Origin of the sequence: Murinocardiopsis flavida (assembly GCF_003014485.1) — a bacterium.
GTDB lineage: Bacteria > Actinomycetota > Actinomycetes > Streptosporangiales > Streptosporangiaceae > Murinocardiopsis > Murinocardiopsis flavida.
On sequence record NZ_PYGA01000036.1, the window covers coordinates 37,005 to 57,772 of the forward strand.

Here is a 20,768-nt window from a genome sequence, read left to right on the forward strand (position 1 = left end):
ATGTCCGAACGCGGACAGGTGGATTCCGATCGTCCTCCGGTAAGGTCGATTTGGCCTTGTTCTATGCGACGTTTCGGTATTGGCGCGTGAGAATACCCTGTTGAGCCGCTGATTCGGCGTTTCCGCCGAGGTCGGAAACGTAATCGCAGAGAGGCCCCGGAACAAAGGGCGCCCGCCCCTGCCCGGCGGGCCCGTTCGTGATTGCGCGATCGAGAATATGCGGGGCGACCGCCGGCGATTCGCGACGAATTTACTGCACATTAATTGTGGAGGCGGTGGCACGCGGCCATGACCGATTCTCGACCTTCCGCCCCGGTGGCGGTGATCGGCCTCGCCTGCCGGCTGCCCCAGGCGCCCGACCCGGCGGCGTTCTGGCGGCTGCTGGCCGAGGGGCGCGACGCGGTCGGCGGCGCGTCCGAAGGCGCCCGCCTCAGCGGGGTCGACCGCTTCGACCCCGGCTTCTTCGGCATCGGCCCCCGCGAGGCCGCCGCCATGGACCCCCAGCAGCGGCTCATGCTGGAACTCTCCTGGGAGGCCCTGGAGGACGCCCGGATCATCCCCGCCGAGCTGCCCGGCCGCACGGGGGTGTTCGTCGGCGCCATGGGCGACGACTACGCGATCCTGCACGACCGCAGCGGCCCCGGCGCCATCACCGCGCACACCGCCACCGGCACCCGGCGCGGCATCATCGCCAACCGCGTCTCCCACGTCCTCCGCCTGCGCGGGCCCAGCCTCACCGTCGACACCGCCCAGTCGTCGTCGCTGGTCGCGGTCAAACTCGCCTGCGAGAGCCTGCGCAGCGGCGAATCCGACACCGCCGTCGCCGGCGGGGTGAGCCTCGCCCTCCTCCCCGAAGGCACCGAGGTGATGCGCCGGTTCGGGGCCCTCTCCACGAGCGGGCGGTGCGCCGTCTTCGACGCCTCGGCCGACGGCTTCGTGCGCGGCGAGGGCGGCGCCGCCGTGATCCTCAAGCGGCTCGACACCGCGCTCGCCGACGGCGACCGCGTCCACTGCGTCATCGCCGGGAGCGCCGCCAACAACGACGGCGGCGACGCCGGACGCGAGGGCGGCCCCGGCATGACCGGGATGACCGCGCCCAGCGCCAGGGCGCAGCGGGAGGTCATCCGCGCCGCCTGCGCCGACGCCGGAATCGCCCCCGCCGACGTCCAGTACGTCGAGCTGCACGGCACCGGGACCGCCGTCGGCGACCCGATCGAGGCCGCGGCGCTCGGCGACGCGCTCGGCCGCTCCCGGCCGGCCGGCGACCCGCTGCCCGTCGGTTCGGCCAAGACCAACATCGGCCACCTGGAGGCGGCCGCGGGCGTCGCCGGCCTGGTCAAGGCCGCGCTTGCGCTGCGCGAGCGCCGCATCCCGGCGAACCTGCACTTCACCCGGTCCAACCCCGACATCCCGCTGGACGAGCTGGGGCTGCGGGTGCCGACCGCCATCGCGGACTGGCCGCACCCCGACCGCCCGCTGGTCGCCGGCGTCAGCTCATTCGGGATGGGCGGCACCAACTGCCACCTCGTCCTCACCGAGGCGCCGCCCCCCGTCCCCGTTCCCGCCCGGCCCGAACCGACCCGACCCGCCGTGCGGGTGTGGCCGGTGTCCGGCGCCACCCCCGCCGCGCTGCGCGCCCAGGCCGCCCGCCTGGCCGACCGCATCGGCGCCGACCCCGCCCCCGACCTGGACGCCGTCGGCCACTCCCTCGCCGCCACCCGCACCGGCTTCCGCGAGCGCGCCGCCATCGCCGCCCGCGACCGCGGGGCGTTCGACGCCGCCCTGCGCGCCCTCGCCGACGGCCGCACCGCACCGGGCACCGCGCGCGGCCGGCCCGCCGAAGGCGCCGTCGCGTTCCTCTTCTCCGGCCAGGGGTCGCAGCGCCTCGGCATGGGCCGCGGCCTGTACGACGCCCATCCCGCCTTCGCGGCCGCGTTCGACGAGGCCGCCGCAGCCCTCGACCCCCACCTGGACGCGCCGCTGCGCACGGCCATGTGGGCGGTACCCGGCTCCCCCCACGCGCGGCTGCTCGACCAGACCGGCCACACCCAGCCGGCGCTGTTCGCGGTCGAAGTCGCCCTCTTCCGCTTGTTCGAGTCGTGGGGGGTGCGGCCCGACCTCGTCGCCGGGCACTCCTTCGGCGAACTCGCCGCGGCCCACGCCGCCGGTGTGCTCTCCCTGGGCGACGCCGCCGCGCTCGTCTCCGCCCGCGGCAGGCTCATGCAGGCGCTGCCCGAGGGCGGCGCCATGGCCGCCCTCGAAGCCACCGAGGGCGAAGTGCGGCCGCTCCTCGACGGCCGCGAGCGGTCCGTCGGCCTGGCCGCGGTCAACGGCACCGCCGCCACCGTCGTCTCCGGCGCGGCCGAGCACGTCGAGGACATCGCCCGGAGCATCGCCGCCACCGGCCGCCGCACCCGCAGGCTCGCGGTGAGCCACGCCTTCCACTCGCCGCTCATGGCACCGGTGCTCGACGGCGTGCGCGCCGCCGCCGAGCGCGCCACCTACCACCCGCCGCGCATCCCCGTCGTTACCGGCAACGTCGGCACCGGCAACGTCGTCACCGGCACCCCCGGCGCCGACACCGTCGGCGACCCCGGCGTCGCGACCGCCGACTACTGGGTGGACCACGTCCTGCGCACCGTCCGCTTCGCCGACCGGCTGGACGCGCTGCACGCCGCGGGCGCACGCACCCTGCTGGAGGTCGGCCCCGGGCGGGTGCTCACCCTGCTCGCGGCCGACCGCCTGGACGACCCCGCGGGAGCCGTGGCCGCACTCCGCGACGACGACGAAGCGGCCGCGGTCGCCACGGCCCTCGCCGAACTGCACGTCCGCGGCGTCCCCGTCGACTGGCGCGCCGTCTACGGCGACCGCGCGCGCACCGTGGACCTGCCCAGCTACGCCTTCCAGCGGGAACGCCGGTACTGGATCGGCGACGCCGAGCGCCCGGCCGCGCCGGACCGCCATGGCAGCGCCCCGGCCCCTGAGGACGCCGATCCCGCCCCCGCACCGGCGGCCGCGCCCCGTAGCGGCCGGGACCTCCTGGAGCTCGTCCGCAGCGGCGCAGCGGACGTGCTGGGCCACGCCTCCGCCGACACCGTCGACCCCGACCTCGCGTTCAACGACCTCGGGTTCGACTCGATCTCGGCGGTCGAACTCCGCACCCGGCTGGCGGCGGCCACCGGCCTCACCCTGCCCTCGGCCGTCCTGTTCGACCACCCCACGCCCACGGCCCTGGCCCGCCGCCTCCGGGCGGAACTCGCCGGGGACGGCGACACCTCCGGCGCGGCCGACACGGCGGCGCCCGCCGACGGCGACCCGATCGCCATCGTCGCCATGGCCTGCCGCTACCCCGGCGGCGTGCGCTCGCCCGAAGACCTGTGGCGGCTCGCCGCCGAGGGCACCGACGCCACCTCCGACTTCCCCGACGACCGCGGCTGGGACCTCGACCGCCTCCACGGCCCCGACCCGGCCCGCCCCGGCACCTCGGCCACCCGCCGCGGCGGGTTCCTCCACGACGCGGCGGAGTTCGACGCGGACTTCTTCGGGATCTCACCGCGCGAGGCGCTGGCCATGGACCCGCAGCAGCGGCTGCTGCTGGAGACCGCGTGGGAGGCGTTCGAGCGGGCCGGAATCGATCCCGGGTCGGCGCGCGGTTCGCACACGGGCGTCTTCATCGGCGCCATGGCGCAGGACTACACCCCGCAGTTGCACCACCCGGCCCCAGGGCTCGAAGGCCACCTGCTCACCGGCAGCACGGTCAGCGTGGCGTCCGGCCGGATCGCCTACACCCTGGGCCTGGAGGGCCCGGCCCTGACGGTGGACACCGCGTGTTCGTCGTCGCTGGTGGCGCTGCACCTGGCCGCGCAGGCACTGCGCAACGGCGAATGCACCATGGCGCTCGCCGGCGGCGCCGCCGTCATGGCCAACCCCGGAATGTTCCTGGAGTTCTCCCGGCAGGGCGGGCTGTCCGCCGACGGCCGGTGCAAGTCGTTCGCTGCGGCGGCCGATGGGACGGGTTGGTCGGAGGGTGCGGGGCTGCTGCTGGTGGAGCGGCTGTCGGATGCGCGGCGCAATGGGCATCCGATTCTTGCGGTGGTGCGGGGTTCGGCGGTGAACCAGGACGGCGCGAGCAATGGGTTGACGGCGCCGAACGGTCCGTCGCAGCAGCGGGTGATCCGGCGGGCGCTGGAGAGCGCGGGGCTGGTTCCGGGCGACGTTGACGCGGTGGAGGCGCACGGCACCGGGACCCGGTTGGGCGATCCGATCGAGGCGGAGGCGCTGCTGGCGACCTATGGGAAGGGGCGTCCCGAGGGTCGGCCGTTGTGGTTGGGGTCGGTGAAGTCCAACCTTGGGCACACGCAGGCGGCGGCGGGTGTGGGCGGCGTGATCAAGTCGGTGTTGGCGATGCGGCACGGCATGCTGCCGAAGACGCTGCACGTCGATGAGCCGTCGCCGCATGTGGACTGGTCGGCGGGCGGGGTGGAGCTGCTGCGGGAGCACACGCCGTGGCCGGAGTCCGGCCGGCCACGCCGGGTGGGTGTCTCGTCGTTCGGGATCAGCGGCACCAACGCCCACGTCGTTCTGGAGGAGGCGCCTGCCGAAGAAGCGGCCGATGCGGTTGCGGAAGGGGATCCGGTCTCCGTTGTCGAGCGGAGTGCGGGTTCGCGCGAGCCGGGCCCGCTGCCGTTGGTGGTGTCGGCGAAGTCGGCTGCGGCGCTGGGGGAGCGTGCCGCCGACCTACTCGCGCGGGTGGACGCGGGCGCGGATGACCCCCGCGACATCGCGTTCTCGTCGGCTGTCTCGCGGGCCGCGCTTGCGGAGCGCGCGGTGGTGGTGGGCGGCGACCGCGCGGAGTTGCGTGCCGGTCTGGCCGCTTTCGCCGAGGGATCGTCGAGCCCAGGTGTGTTCTGGGGGCGGGCGCGGCAGGGTTCCACGGCGTTCGTGTTCAGTGGTCAGGGTGCGCAGCGGGTGGGGATGGGCCGGGAGCTGGCGGCGGTCTTCCCGGTGTTCGCCGACTCCTTCGACGCGGTGTGCGCTGAGCTGGACGGGCATCTGGATCGTCCGCTGAAGGACGTCGTGTGGGGTGGCGATCCGGGTTTGGTGGATCGGACGGATTTCGCGCAGGCGGGGTTGTTCGCGTTCGAGGTGGCGCTGTTCCGGCTGCTGGAGTCCTGGGGGGTGCGCCCGGACTTCCTCGTAGGGCATTCGGTGGGGGAGTTGGCGGCGGCGCATGCGTCGGGGGTGTGGTCTCTTTCGGACGCGGCGCGGGTGGTGGCGGCGCGGGGCCGGTTGATGCAGGGCTTGGCCTCCTCCGGGGCCATGGTCGCCGTAGCCGCCTCGGAGGAGGAAGTGCGCCCGTTCCTTGCGGCGGGTGTGGATATCGCGGCGGTGAACGGGCCGGAATCGGTGGTGGTCTCCGGCGCCGAGGACGCCGTGCTCGGGGTGGCTTCGCGGCTTTCGGGGCGGGGGTTCAAGACGCGGCGGTTGCGGGTGTCGCAGGGGTTCCATTCGGTGTTGATGGACCCGGTGATGGCGGAGTTCCGCCGGGTGGTCGCGCAGGTGGACTCTGCTGAGCCGGTGATTCCCGTGGTGTCGAACCTCGATGGCGGGATCGCTGCGGAGCTGGGCACGGCGGAGTACTGGGTGCGGCATGTGCGCGAGGCGGTGCGCTTTGCCGACGGCGTCGCGTCCTTGGAGAACCGGGGTGTGTCGCGGTTCGTGGAGGTGGGCCCGGATGCGGTTCTCAGTGGGATGGTGGGCGCCTGCCTGACCGCCGAGGACACGGCGGTCATAATCCCGGCGCAGCGCTCCGGCCGGGGTGAGGCCGTCTCGGCGGTGTCGGCGTTGGGCGCGTTGTTCGCCGATGGTGTCGGGGTGGACTGGGCGGGGTTCTTCGCCGGGTCGGGGGCGCGTCGGGTGGATCTGCCCACGTATCCGTTCCAGCGCCGCCGCTACTGGCTCGATTCCTCGCCGGCCCTGGCCGAAGGCGGAACCGCGGCCGACCACCCGTGGTTGACCGGCGTGGTCGAACTCGGCGGTGACGAAGGGCGCGTCTTCACGGGCAGGGTCTCCCGCGCGGGTACCCCATGGCTGTCCGACCACCGCGTCATGGGCGCGGTCCTGCTCCCGGGCGTCGCCATCGCCGGACTCGCGACGCACATCGGGCGCGCGATCGGAGCCGAGAGGATTGCCGAACTCACCCTTGAGGCCCCGCTCGTGCTGCCCGACAAGGGGACCGTCGCCCTCCAGGTGCAGGTGCGCCCCGACGGCGGCGACGGCGGCCACACCCTCACCCTCTACTCGCGGCTGGACGGCTCGGACGAACCGTGGGCCCGCAACGCCACCGGCCTGCTGTCCCCAGCCGCCGACGACGCGGGACATGGGATCGGCGAGTGGCCGCCTGCCGGCGCCGAACCACTGCCGCTGGACGACTCCTACCGGCGCCTCGCCGACCTCGGCTACGACTACGGCCCCGCCTTCCAGGGGCTGTCCGCGGCCTGGCGGCTCGGCGACGAACTGTATGCCGAGGTCGAGGCCGCGCCGGAGAATGACGGCGGCGCCGACCGGTTCGATCTCCACCCCTGCCTGATGGATCCCGTGCTGCACCCCGTGGTCCTCGGCCTCGTCGGCGCGGTGCGGCCCGGACTTCTGCCCTTCTCCTTCACCGGCATGTCGTTGTACGCGGCGCCCTCCGGTCGGCTCCGCGCGCGCATCGTCCCGGTCGCCGAGGACAGGGTCTCCCTCACGCTCGCGGACAGCGAGGGTGCACCGGTCGCCGATGTCGACTCGGTGGTCCTGTCGCAGGCGGACGCCGACCGCTTCACCGCGCGCGACGACTCGATGTACACCGTGGAGTGGACCCGCCTCCCCGCGGTCGCTGGGGCGCCCGCCGCAGCGGAGGTAGTCCGCGTGGACGGGGGCGAGGGGAGCCCGCCCCAGCGGGCGCACCGCGCAACCCACCAGGCACTCGAACTGATCCAGGAGCGGATCGCCGCCGAACCGCCGTCCGGGAGCGCCCCACTCGTCGTCCGCACCCAGGGCGCTGTGGCAGCGGTCCCCGGCGACCCGGCAGCGGACCCGGCCGCCGCAGCGGTATGGGGCCTGGTGCGTACGGCCCAGCGCGAGCACCCCGGGAGCTTCGTCCTGCTCGATACCGAAGCGGCCGCGGCGGACGAGCCGACCGATGGCACCGACGAGGCCGCCGCCGCGGCGCTGGCGACCGCCATCGAACTTGGCGAACCGCAGCTCGCAGTCCGCGGTGGAGGCTACTTCGCCCCCCGTCTCACCAGGCTCCGCGACACCGCCGCCGAAGAGACCGCCGGAGGCGCCGCGCCCCGGCCGCTCGACTCCGGGACCGTGCTCATCACCGGGGGCACCGGCGCGCTGGGCGCCCTGCTCGCCCGGCATCTGGTCACCGAGCACGGGGTCGGCAGCCTGTTGCTCACCAGTAGGAAAGGGCCGGACGCGGTCGGGGCCGCCCGCCTCGTCGAGGAGCTGTCCGGCCTCGGCGCCGAAGTGCGGATCGCGGCCTGCGACGCCGCCGACGAGGACGCGCTGCGCCACGCCCTGAGCCTCGTTCCGGAGGACCACCCGCTGAGCGCAGTGGTGCACGCCGCCGGTGTCATCGAGGACGGCACCGTCGCCCGGATGACCGGGGACCAGCTGGCCGCCGTACTGCGGCCCAAGGCCGACGCAGCGTGGCACCTGCACCGGCTCACCGAACGCGAGGACTTGGCGGCGTTCGTCGTGTTCTCCTCGATCGTCGGCGTCCTGGGCAACGCCGGCCAGGCCAACTACGCAGCGGGCAACGCCTTCCTGGACGCCCTCGCGCAGCAGCGGCGCGCCGCCGGGCTTCCGGCCACGGCACTGGCCTGGGGGCTGTGGGCCGAGTCCGGGGGGATCACCGGCCACCTGGACCAGGCCGACCTCGCCCGGCTCGACCGCGCCGGACTGTCCCCGCTGAGCACGGGCGAAGGGCTGGCCCTCTTCGACGCCGCCCTCGGCACCGGGCGGGCGCACCTGGTCCCGGCGCGGCTCAACGCCGCCGCGCTGCGCGGCAGCGCGGAGTCCGGGGAGCTTCCGGCGATCCTGCGGTCGGTCATACCGGAGCGCACCCGAAGACCGGTCCGGGCCGCAACCGCGGACTGGGCGCGCCGCGTCGCCGACGCGCCGGAAGCCGACCGCTTGCCGATCGTGCTCGACCTGCTCCGCGGGGCGGTCGCCGAACTGCTCGGACACGGCGATCCCGCGACCGTCGACACGGACCGGACGTTCAAGGAGCTCGGCTCCGACTCGCTCACAGCGGTCGAGCTGCGCAACAGGGTGAAAGCGGCGACCGGGCTGCGCCTGCCCGCGACCATGGTCTTCGACCACCCGACCCCGAGCGCGCTCGCCCGGTTCATCGTGGACGGATTACAGGAATCGGGTCCCGCCCCGAAGCGGGCGGTCCGCGCGCCCGCCGCTGCGGCGCCCGCGGACGAGCCGATCGCCATTGTGGGGATGGCGTGCCGCTACCCGGGTGGGGTGCGGTCGCCGGAGGATCTGTGGCGGCTCGTCAGTTCCGGGGCCGATGCGATCGGCCCGTTCCCCGACGACCGGGGGTGGAACGTCGACACGCTCTACGACCCCGATCCGGACGCGACCGGACACAGCTACACCCGTGAGGGCGGGTTCCTGTATGGGGCGGGGGAGTTCGACGCGGAGTTCTTCGGTATTTCGCCGCGTGAGGCGCTGGCGACCGATCCGCAGCAGCGGCTGCTGCTGGAGACCGCGTGGGAGGCGTTCGAGCGGGCGGGGATCGACCCGGAGTCGGTGCGGGCCAGCGCGACCGGGGTGTTCACGGGGTCGATGTACCACGACTACGCGGGACGCATGGCGAAGGCGCCGGACGGTTTCGAGGGATACATGCTCGCCGGCAATCAGGCGAGTGTGGTGTCCGGCCGGGTGGCGTATGCGTTCGGGCTGGAGGGGCCGGCGGTGACGGTGGACACCGCGTGTTCGTCGTCCCTGGTGGCGCTGCATCTGGCCGCGCAGGCGCTGCGCAGCGGCGAATGCGACCTGGCCTTGGCGGGTGGGGTGACCGTGATGGCCACGCCGAGCACGTTCGTGGAGTTCTCCCGGCAGGGCGGGCTGTCCGCCGATGGGCGGTGCAAGTCGTTCGCTGCGGCGGCGGATGGGACGGGTTGGTCGGAGGGTGCGGGGCTGCTGCTGGTGGAGCGGTTGTCGGATGCGCGGCGCAATGGGCACCGGGTGTTGGCGGTGGTGCGTGGGTCGGCGGTGAATCAGGACGGTGCGAGTAACGGGTTGACGGCGCCGAATGGGCCGTCGCAGCAGCGGGTGATCCGGCGGGCGCTGGAGAGCGCGGGCCTGTCGGCGGGCGATGTGGATGCGGTGGAGGCGCACGGCACGGGCACCCGGTTGGGTGATCCGATCGAGGCAGAGGCGCTGCTGGCGACCTATGGTCGTGACCGGTCGGCCACCCGTCCGTTGTGGTTGGGGTCGGTGAAGTCCAACCTCGGGCACACGCAGGCGGCGGCGGGTGTGGGCGGCGTGATCAAGTCGGTGCTCGCGATGCAGAACGGCATGCTGCCGAAGACGCTGCACGTGGACGAGCCGTCGCCGCATGTGGACTGGTCGGCGGGCGGGGTGGAGTTGCTGCGGGAGCATACGCCGTGGCCGGAGTCCGGCCGGGTGCGCCGGGTGGGTGTGTCGTCGTTCGGGATCAGCGGCACCAACGCCCACGTCGTCCTCGAACAGGCCCAACCCGAGGACGCGGTAATGGGCGAGGAGGAGCCGACCACGCCCGCACCGTTGCCGTTGGTCGTATCGGCGAAGTCGGCTGCGGCGCTGGGGGAGCGCGCCGCTGATCTGCTGACGCATATGGATGTCCGCGGGTACGAGCCGCGTGATGTCGCGTTCTCCTCTGCTCTCACGCGGGCCGCGCTTGCGGAGCGTGCGGTGGTGGTGGGCGGCGACCGTGCGGAGTTGCGTGCCGGTCTGGCTGCTGTCGCCGAGGGATCGTCGGGCCCAGGTGTGTTCTGGGGGCGGGCGCGTTCGCAGGGGCGGACCGCGTTTGTATTCAGTGGTCAGGGTGCGCAGCGGGCGGGGATGGGCCGGGAGCTGGCGGCAGTGTTCCCGGTGTTCGCGAATGCGTTCGATGCGGTGTGCGCCGCGTTGGACGGCCATTTGGATCGTCCGCTGAAGGACGTCGTGTGGGGTGGCGATCCGGGGTTGGTGGATCGGACGGATTTCGCGCAGGCGGGGTTGTTCGCGTTCGAGGTGGCGCTGTTCCGGCTGCTGGAGTCCTGGGGTGTCCGGCCGGATTTCCTGGTGGGGCATTCGGTGGGGGAGTTGGCGGCGGCGCATGTGGCGGGGGTGTGGTCGCTGTCGGATGCGGTGCGGGTGGTGGCGGCGCGGGGCCGGTTGATGCAGGGCTTGGGCTCGGCCGGTGCGATGGTCGCGGTGGCCGCCTCGGAAGACGTCGTCCGTTCGCATCTTTCGGCGGGTGTGGATATCGCGGCGGTGAACGGGCCGGAGTCGGTGGTGGTCTCCGGGGCCGAGGACGCCGTGCTCGGGGTGGCCGAGCGGCTTTCGGGGTTGGGGTTCAAGACGCGGCGGTTGCGGGTGTCGCAGGGGTTCCATTCGGTGTTGATGGAGCCGGTGTTGGCCGAGTTCCGCCGGGTGGTCGAGCAGGTGGCGTTCGCCGAGCCGGTGATTCCCGTGGTGTCCAACCTCGATGGCGGGATCGCTGCGGAGTTGGGCACGGCGGAGTATTGGGTGCGGCATGTGCGCGAAGCAGTGCGTTTCGCCGACGGCATCGCGTCCTTGGAGAACCGGGGTGTGTCGCGGTTCGTGGAGGTGGGCCCGGATGCGGTTCTCAGTGGGATGGTCGGCACCTGCCTGACTGAGGGCGGCGGGCGCGAGGCGGTCGTGGTCCCGGCGCAGCGTTCGGGCCGTGGTGAGGCCGTCTCGGCGGTGGCGGCGTTGGGTGCGCTGTTCGCCGATGGTGTCGGGGTGGATTGGGCGGGGTTCTTCGCGGACTCAGGCGTGCGCCGGGTGGATCTGCCGACGTATCCGTTCCAGCGCCGCCGCTACTGGCTCGACGCCCCGGTGGTCGCGGGCGATGTCGGCGACATCGGTCAGGAGAGCGCGGAACATCCGCTCCTCGACGCGGTGATCGCGCTGCCCGGGACAGATGGCGCCGTGTTCACCGGGCGGATTGCGGCGGAAACGCAGCCATGGCTCGCCGACCATGCCGTGCAGGGCGCGGTCCTGCTGCCTGGGACCGGATTCGTTGAACTCGCCATCCGGGCCGGGGACGAGTTCGGGTCCAGCGTCCTTGAAGAGCTGACCCTTGAGGCTCCGCTGCTCCTGCCCGAACAGGGCGGCGTCGCAGTGCGGGTGGAGGTCGGCGCGGCGGACGACTCGGATCGCCGCTCGCTGGCGGTGTACTCGCGGTTCGAGGGCGCACACGACGATCGGGATTGGACCCGACACGCATCGGGTCTCCTCGGTGCCGCCGACACCGCCGACACCGCCGACACCGCCGACACCGCAGGGCCGTCCGACCTGTCCGACTGGCCGCCGCGCGGCGCAGCCCCGGTGGACCTGGACGGTTGGTACGACGAGTTGGCCGCGCGCGGGTACGACTACGGCCCGATCTTCCAAGCGCTGCGTGCTGCTTGGCGGCGGGACGGCGATGTCTACGCCGAGGTCGCCCTTCCGGAGGAGGCGCGGGCCGACGCTGAGCGGTTCGGTGTCCACCCGGCGCTGCTCGACGCCGCCCTGCACACGATCGGCCTGCTGCACGAGGACCGGCCGACCGGTGGGACCCCGCTCCCGTTCGCCTGGACGGGCGTCACTTTGCACGCGGCCGGGGCGTCCTCGGTGCGGCTGCGGATCTCCGCCACCGCTCCCGACACCGTCTCGCTGGCCGTGGCGGACTCGGCGGGTGCGCCGGTGGCCACAGTGGAGTCGATGGTGACCCGTCCGGTCTCCGGCGCTCAGTTGACCGAGGCGCGCGGCGATGCAGCGGCCGGTTCGATGTACCGCCTCGACTGGATCCCTGAGCTTGGTGCGGACAACGGGGGAGTGGACTCGGACGCGGACACCCGCGATTGGGCCGTCCTGGGAGGCGACCCGTTCGGGGAGTTCGGCGGGGCGGCCGCGTACGCCGACCTTGCCGCCCTCGGCGCCGCCGTCGATGGCGGCACCCCGATGCCGGGGACGGTGGTACTCCCGTGTGGTCCCGTGGACGGGTCGGTGCCGGCGGCGGTGCACACCGCCGTGCTCCGCGTGCTGGACGCCCTGCGCGGCTGGCTCGCCGACGACCGCTTCACTGCTTCCCGCATGGTGGTGGCGACCCGCGGGGCGGTGGCCGCCGCCCCGGACGAGGACGTTCTCGACCTCGCCCACGCCCCGGTCTGGGGTCTGGTCCGCGCCGCGCAGGCCGAGTCCCCCGACCGCTTCCGGCTGCTCGACCTGGACCCCTCCGGTACATCCGACCCCTCTGGTCCACCCGGCACCACCGGAACGCCCGGGGCTGCCGGGAGCAGTGCGATCGCGGCCCTGGCCCTGAGCCTGGACGAACCCGAACTCGCCATCCGCGGCGGCGAGATCCGCGCTCCCCGGCTGGCTTCCGCGGCGGTGCCCGCGACCGGTACGGCCGCCGCACCCTCTGCACCCTCCGCCCCCGCCGGAGAGGACCGTGGCGGCAGGGATGACCGCGAGGGTCCCGGCGTCGATCCTGTCGGCGCCGTCCCCGGCTGGGATCCCGACGGCACCGTCCTCATCACGGGCGCGACCGGAACGCTGGGGCGGGTCGTGGCGCGGCACCTGGTGCGGCGCGGGGTGCGGAGGCTCCTGCTGGTCGGACGGCGCGGGGCTGACGCGCCCGGAGCCGCCGGGCTGCGGGACGAACTCGCCGCGGCCGGTGCCGAGGTCGCCTTCGCCGCTTGCGACACGTCTGATCGCGATGCGGTCGCCGCCATGCTCGGCGGGGTGCCCGACGCGCACCCGCTGACGGCGGTGGTGCACGCCGCCGGGGTCATGGACAACGGTGTGCTCACCGAACTGTCGGCCGATCAGGTCGACCGGGTCCTGCGGCCGAAGGTGGACGCGGCGTGGCACCTGCACGAGTTGACCGCCGGTACCGACCTGGCGGCGTTCGTGCTGTTCTCCTCCACCGGTGGGCTGCTCCTCGGCGCCGGGCAGGCCAACTACGCGGCGGCCAACGTCTTCCTCGATGCGCTGGCGCACCGGAGGCGGGCGCTGGGTCTGCCCGCGACCTCGCTGGCGTGGGGGCTGTGGGAGGAGAGCGGCGACATCGTCGATGTCGGCCGTTTGCGGAGGTTGGGCATGCCGCCGTTGCCTACCAGTGAGGCCCTGGTCCTGCTCGACGCCGCCTTGGAGATGCGCGATCCCGCGCTTGTGCCGATCCGGTTCGACACCGCCGCGCTGCGGGCCCGCGGAGACGGTGTGCCCGCTCTGCTGCGTGCGCTCGCCCCCGTTCGGGCGCGCCGCAAGGCAGCGGGTGCTTCCACCGCTGCCGGCGACTCCCCGATGCGGAACCTCGCCGCCCTGACACCTGACGACCGCGCCCGCCGACTGCTCGACATGGTCCGGACTCGGCTCGCCGCGGTACTGGGCCACGCCGACCCCGGCGCGATCGACCCCGACCGCGCGTTCAAGGACCTCGGGTTCGACTCTCTGGCCGCTGTGGAGTTCCGCAACCTGGTGAACGCCGATGCCGGGCTGCGGCTGCCCGCAACCCTCGCCTTCGACCACCCGACGGCGGCGGCCGTGGCCGCACACCTGGACGAAGAGCTGTTCGGCGCGGACGAATCAGCCGTTCCGGCGGGTGTGCCCCCCGCGGGTGCGCCCGCTGCGGACACCGACGCGATCGCGATCGTCGGCATGGCCTGCCGCTACCCCGGCGGCGTGCGGTCGCCGGAGGACTTCTGGGACCTGATGACGGCAGGCACCGACGCCATCGGCGCGTTTCCCGGCGACCGGGGGTGGGACCTCGGCGGACTCTACGACCCCGACCCGGAGCGGACCGGACACAGCTACACCCGGCAGGGCGGGTTCCTCTACGACGCGGGGGAGTTCGACGCGGACTTCTTCGGGATCTCGCCGCGCGAGGCGCTGGCCATGGACCCGCAGCAGCGGTTGCTGCTGGAGACCGCGTGGGAGGCGTTCGAGGACGCCGGGGTCGACCCGGGGTCGGCGCGCGGATCGCGCACGGGCGTCTTCGCCGGAGTCATGTACGACGACTACGGGACCCGGATCGCCCAGGCATCCGACGACCTCGAAGGGTTCCTGGTCAGCGGCAGCGCGGGCAGTGTGGCGTCCGGCCGGATCGCCTACACCCTGGGCCTGGAGGGTCCGGCGGTGACGGTGGACACCGCGTGTTCGTCGTCGCTGGTGGCGCTGCACCTGGCCGCGCAGGCGCTGCGCAGTGGTGAATGCGACCTCGCCTTGGCCGGCGGCGTCACTGTGCTCGCCACCCCGGCCGTGTTCCTGGAGTTCTCCCGGCAGCGGGTGCTGTCACCGGACGGCCGGTGCAAGGCGTTCGGGGCGTCCGCGGACGGGACCGGCTGGTCGGAGGGTGCGGGGCTGCTGCTGGTGGAGCGGCTGTCGGATGCGCGGCGCAATGGGCATCCGATTCTTGCGGTGGTGCGTGGGTCGGCGGTGAATCAGGACGGTGCGAGCAATGGGTTGACGGCGCCGAATGGTCCGTCGCAGCAGCGGGTGATCCGGCGGGCGCTGGAGAGCGCGGGGCTGGTTCCGGGCGACGTTGACGCGGTGGAGGCGCACGGCACGGGGACCCGGTTGGGCGATCCGATCGAGGCACAGGCGCTGCTGGCCACCTATGGGCAGGGGCGCCCGCAGGACCGTCCGCTGCGCCTGGGGTCGGTGAAGTCCAACATCGGGCACGCCCAGGCGGCGGCGGGTGTGGGCGGCGTGATCAAGTCGGTGCTCGCGATGCGGCACGGCATGCTGCCGAAGACGCTGCATGCCGATGAGCCGTCGCCGCATGTGGACTGGTCGGCGGGCGGGGTGGAGCTGCTGCGGGAGCACACGCCGTGGCCGGAGTCCGGCCGGGTGCGCCGCATTGGTGTGTCGTCGTTCGGGATCAGCGGCACCAACGCCCATGTCGTTCTCGAACAGGCCCAACCCGAAGAGGACGCCGCCGGGGCGGAACCGGCCGAAGTATCGGCCCGGCCCGTGCCGGTGGTGCTGTCCGCGCACAGTGCGCAGGCACTGAGTGCCCAGGCGGAGCGGCTTCGGGGGCACCTGGCGGCGAACACCGATGTGCGTCCGGTCGACGCCGCCCTCTCACTTGCGACGACACGTGCGGGACTTGAGCACCGCGCGGCGGTCATCGCCCTCGACAGCAGCGACCTGAGCGAAGGTCTGGCAGCGCTCATCGCGGGGGAACCGACCGGAAACCTGGTCGAAGGGACGGCTGGCAGGTCCACGGGAGAAACCGCCTTCTTGTTCAGTGGTCAGGGTGCGCAGCGGGCGGGAATGGGCCGGGAGTTGGCGGCGGTCTTCCCGGTGTTCGCCGACGCCTTCGACGCGGTGTGCGCGGAGTTGGACGTCCATTTGGACCGACCCCTGCGGCAGGTCCTCTGGGACGACGGTGACCCGGAGTTGGTCGACCGGACGGATTTCGCGCAGGCGGGGTTGTTCGCGTTCGAGGTGGCGCTGTTCCGGCTGCTGGAGTCCTGGGGGGTGCGCCCGGACTTCCTCGTAGGGCATTCGGTGGGGGAGTTGGCGGCGGCGCATGCGTCGGGGGTGTGGTCTCTTTCGGACGCGGCGCGGGTGGTGGCGGCGCGGGGCCGGTTGATGCAGGGCTTGGACTCATCGGGGGCGATGGTCGCGGTGGCCGCCTCGGAGGAGGAAGTGCGCCCGTTCCTTGTGGCGGGTGTGGATATCGCGGCGGTGAACGGTCCGGAGTCGGTGGTGGTCTCCGGCGCCGAGGACGCCGTGCTCGGGGTGGCTGCCCGGTTGCGTGAGCTGGGCCGCAAGACCCGGCGATTGCGGGTGTCGCAGGGGTTCCATTCGGTGCTGATGGAGCCGGTGTTGGCCGAGTTCCGGTCGGTGGTCGAGCAGGTGGCGTTCTCCGAGCCGTCGGTGCCGGTGGTGTCGAACCTTGATGGCGGGATCGCTGCGGAGCTGGGCACGGCGGAGTACTGGGTGCGGCATGTGCGCGAGGCGGTGCGGTTCGCCGACGGCATCGCGTTCTTGGAGAACCGTGGTGTGTCGCGGTTTGTGGAGGTGGGCCCCGATGCGGTGCTGAGCGGGATGGTGGGCACCTGCCTGACCGCCGAAGACAGGGCGGTCGTGGTCCCGGCGCAGCGTTCGGGCCGGGGTGAAGCGGGGGAGGCGGCCGCTGCTCTGGGCGCGCTGTTCGTCTCCGGCGCTGCGGTGGAATGGGCGGGGTTCTTCGCCGGGTCGGGTGCACGTCGGGTGGACCTGCCCACGTATCCGTTCCAGCGCCGCCGCTACTGGCCGGACGATCCCGAACCGTCGGCCACGGCCGAAGCGGACCCGGCCGAGGCCGAGTTCTGGCAGGCCGTCGAGCGAGAGGACGTCGACGGGCTCACGGACGCGCTCGATGTGGACGCCGAGCACCGCGCCGCATTGAGCGCGGCGCTGCCCGCGTTGTCCGAGTGGCACCGGAACCGCCGCGACCGCGCCACAGCGGACCGGAGCCGCTACCGGATCGAGTGGCGCCCCGTTGCCGAACCCTCCGCGGGTCCGCTGACCGGGCGCTGGGCGGTTGTCGTCCCCCGGGCACTCGCCGATGACGCGTGCGCCCGCGCGGTGCTCGCCGTCCTCACGGAGAACGGCGCCGATGCCGTGCAGATCGAGGCGGACGCCGACACCGCCGACCGCGCCATGTTCGCTGACCGGCTGCGCACGGCGTCCGCAGACCGCGGCCTCGCCGGAGTGGTGTCGCTGCTGGCATTCGAGGAGCGGCCGCGTGCCGATCACCCTTCGGTCCCAGCCGGGCTGGCGGCGGGGCTCGCTCTGGTGCAGGGCATGGCCGACGCCGGTGTCACCGCCCCGCTGTGGGCGGTCACACGTGGCGCGGTCGCGGCCGGCCCCGGCGACCGTCCCGACTCGCCGCTGCAAGCCCAGACCTGGGGCTTCGGGCGCTCGGTGGCATTGGAACAGCCGGACCACTGGGGCGGCCTGGTGGACCTTCCGGCCGGTCCGGCGCCCGGCACCGACGCTCCTGACCGCAGGTCGCTGGAGCTGCTCGCCGCCGCCGTGTCCGGGCGGACCGGGGAGGACCAGCTCGCTGTCCGACCGTCCGGCCTGTATACGCGCCGGCTGGTGCGCGCCCGCTCCGAACCCGGGTCGGACGGCGGCGCGTGGCGCCCTCGCGGCACCGTCCTGGTCACCGGTGGCACCGGCGCGTTGGGCGGGCACATCGCCCGCCGCCTGGCGCGCGGCGGCGCCGAACACCTGCTGCTGGTCGGGCGCCGCGGCCCCGACGCCCCCGGTGCCGACCGGTTGCGGTCCGAGCTCGCCGGGCATGGCGCCCGGGTGACCATCGCGGCGTGCGACGTCACCGACCCCGTCGCGCTGGAGCGGCTGCTTTCCGTGGTCCCGGCCGAGTTTCCGCTGACGGCGGTGGTGCACGCCGCCGGGGTCCTGGACGACGGTGTCGCCGACTCGCTGACGCCCGACCGGTTGGAGTCCGTGCTCGCTCCGAAAGCGGCGGCGGCCCACCGCCTGCACGAGGCAACGCGGGACCGCGATCTCGACGCCTTCGTGCTGTTCTCCTCGATGGCCGGCGCCATCGGCGGCCCCGGCCAGAGCAACTACGCCGCCGCGAACGCGTTCCTCGAAGCACTGGCCGAGCAGCGTCGCGCCGACGGGCTGGCCGCGCACGCGATCGCCTGGGGGGCGTGGGCGGGCGACGGTCTGGCAGCGCACGGCGCCGCGGTCGACCGGTTCCGCCGGGACGGCATCCGCGCGATGCGGCCGGAGACCGCCGTCGACACCTTCCACACCCTCGTCGGAGGCGACGCCGCCGCTGTGGAGGTCGTGGCCGACATCGACTGGGAGCGGTTCGCCCCGGGGTTCACCGCCACCCGGCCGAGCCCGTTGCTCACCGGGGTCGCCGAAGCGCGGCGGGCGGCGGCGTCCACTGTCGTGGAATCGGGCCGTGCGGGAGGCGATGAGCTGCGGGAACGCCTAAGCGGACAGTCGCAGGCCGAGCAGTCCGCGGCGCTGCTCGAACTCGTGGCGAGCCGGGCGGCTGCGGTACTGGGGCACCGCGACACCACGGCGGTGCGCACCGGCCGCGCCTTCCGCGAGCTGGGATTCACGTCGCTGATGGCGGTCGAGCTGCGCAACCGGCTGAACGCCGAGACCGGGCTGGTCCTGCCGCCCGCCCTGGTGTTCGACCACCCGACACCGGAAGCGGTCGCCGAGCACCTGCGCACCGAATTCGGTCTCAGCGGCGATGCCGCCCCGCTGGCCGACCTCGACCGGCTGGAAGCGTCCCTCTCCGGGCTCCCCGGAACCGGCCTTGCCGACGAGCACAGCGACTCGATCGCCCAACGGCTGGAGGCGCTGGCGCGCCGGCTGCGGGAACAGCAGCGCGGCACGGCAGCACCGGAGCCCGACGCCGACCTCGAAGAGGCCGGCAGCGACGAGTTCCTGGCCTATCTCGACAAGAAGTACGGCGAGTGACCGCCCCGAGAGCCTGAATCCCCCTCCCGACGACCCGGACCGGGTGATCCCACCATGGTGAACGAAGAGAAACTGCTGCACTACCTCAAGCGGGTCACCGCCGACCTCGACCGCGCCGAGGAGCGGCTCCGCACCGTAACGGAGAAGGCGGCGGAACCGATCGCGATCGTCGGCATCGGCTGCCGTTTCCCCGGCGGTGTGGCGTCCCGTGGGGATCTGTGGCGGCTCCTTGAGGGTGGCCGCGACGCTCTCTCACCGTTCCCGGAGGACCGCGGCTGGGACCTGGACGGGTTGTTCGACCCCGACCCGTCGCGCCCCGGCACCGCCTACGTCGGCCAGGGCGGCTTTCTGGACGAGCCGGGCGGGTTCGACGCGGACTTCTTCGGCATCTCGCCGCGTGAGGCGCTGGCCATGGACCCGCAGCAGCGGTTGCTGCTGGAGACCGCGTGGGAGGCGTTCGAGGACGCCGGGGTCGACCCGGGTTCGGCGCGCGGTTCGCGCACGGGTGTGTTCGTGGGGACCAACGGACAGGACTACGCGGTGCTGGCCGCCAACGGCCCGGACGAACTGGAGGGCTACGCCGGTACCGGGAACGCGGCCAGCGTGGTGTCCGGCCGGGTGGCGTACGCCTTCGGTCTGGAGGGTCCGGCGGTGACGGTGGACACCGCGTGTTCGTCCTCGCTTGTGGCGCTGCACCTGGCGGTGCGGGCGCTGCGGGAGGGGGAATGCTCGTTGGCGGTCGCCGGGGGTGTGACGGTCATGGCCACACCGGGGACCTTCGTGGAGTTCTCCCGCCAGCGCGGGCTCGCGGCCGACGGCCGATGCAAGGCGTTCGCGGCGGCCGCGGACGGGACCGGTTGGGGCGAAGGCGTCGGGCTGCTCCTGGTGGAGCGGTTGTCCGATGCCCGCCGGAACGGGCACCGGGTGTTGGCGGTGGTGCGCGGCTCGGCGGTGAACCAGGACGGCGCGAGCAACGGTCTGACCGCGCCGAACGGGCCGTCGCAGCAGCGGGTGATCCGGCAGGCGCTGGAGAACGCCGGGCTGGTTCCGGGCGATGTTGACGCGGTGGAGGCGCACGGCACCGGGACCCGGTTGGGCGACCCCATCGAGGCCGACGCCCTGCTCTCCACCTATGGAAAGGCGCGCCCCGAAGGTCGTCCGTTGTGGCTCGGGTCGGTGAAGTCCAACGTCGGGCACACGCAGGCCGCGGCGGGCGTGGCGGGCGTGATCAAGATGGTGCAGGCGATGCGGCACGGCGCCCTGCCGAAGACGCTGCACGCGGACGAGCCGACCCCGCACGTGGACTGGTCGGCGGGCACGGTCCGGCTGCTCACCGAGGCGCGGAAGTGGCCGGTCGGTGGCGACCGGCCACGCCGGGCCGGCGTGTCGTCGTTCGGTATCAGCGGCACCAACGCGCACGTGGTGCTGGAGGAGGCGCCCGCCGACGAGGCGGCGGAAGCGGTTCCGGCAGGGACGCCGGATTCGACGGCCGAGCGGAGTGCGGGTTCGCGCGAGCCGGGCCCGCTGCCGTGGGTGGTGTCGGCGCGGACGCCTGCGGCGCTGCGCGCCCAGGCCGATCGCCTGCGGGCCTACGTGGAGGAGCGCCCCGACCTGCGTGCTGAGGATGCCGGGGCGGCGTTGGCCCTGTCGCGGGCCGCTCTTGCGGAGCGTGCGGTGGTGGTGGGCGGCGACCGTGCGGAGTTGGTGGCGGCGCTGGGCGCCCTGGCGCGGGGGGAGGACGCCCCGGGTGTGGTGCGGGGGAGCGCGTCTGCCGGTCGGTGCGCGTTCGTGTTCAGTGGTCAGGGTGCGCAGCGGGTGGGGATGGGCCGGGAGTTGGCGGCGGTGTTCCCGGTGTTCGCCGACGCCTTCGACGCGGTGTGCGCGGAGTTGGACGGTCATTTGGACCGGCCGTTGCGGCAGGTCCTCTGGGACGACGGTGACCCGGGCTTGGTGGATCGGACGGATTTCGCGCAGGCGGGGTTGTTCGCGTTCGAGGTGGCGCTGTTCCGGCTGCTGGAGTCCTGGGGGGTGCGCCCGGACTTCCTCGTAGG

Annotated in this window: 2 protein-coding genes; both read left to right on the forward strand. The window is 73.6% G+C overall.

Annotated elements, in window-relative coordinates; translation table 11 throughout:
* Nucleotides 1-288: 288 nt before the first annotated feature.
* Nucleotides 289-18,717 (forward strand): type I polyketide synthase, encoded by an 18,429-nt coding sequence (locus CLV63_RS34840; RefSeq protein WP_170134387.1) that lies wholly within the window; start codon nt 289-291, stop codon nt 18,715-18,717.
* Between the two features lie 54 nt (nt 18,718-18,771).
* Nucleotides 18,772-20,768 (forward strand): type I polyketide synthase (locus CLV63_RS31060; protein ID WP_146165714.1); only part of this gene is annotated, 1,997 nt, incomplete at its 3' end.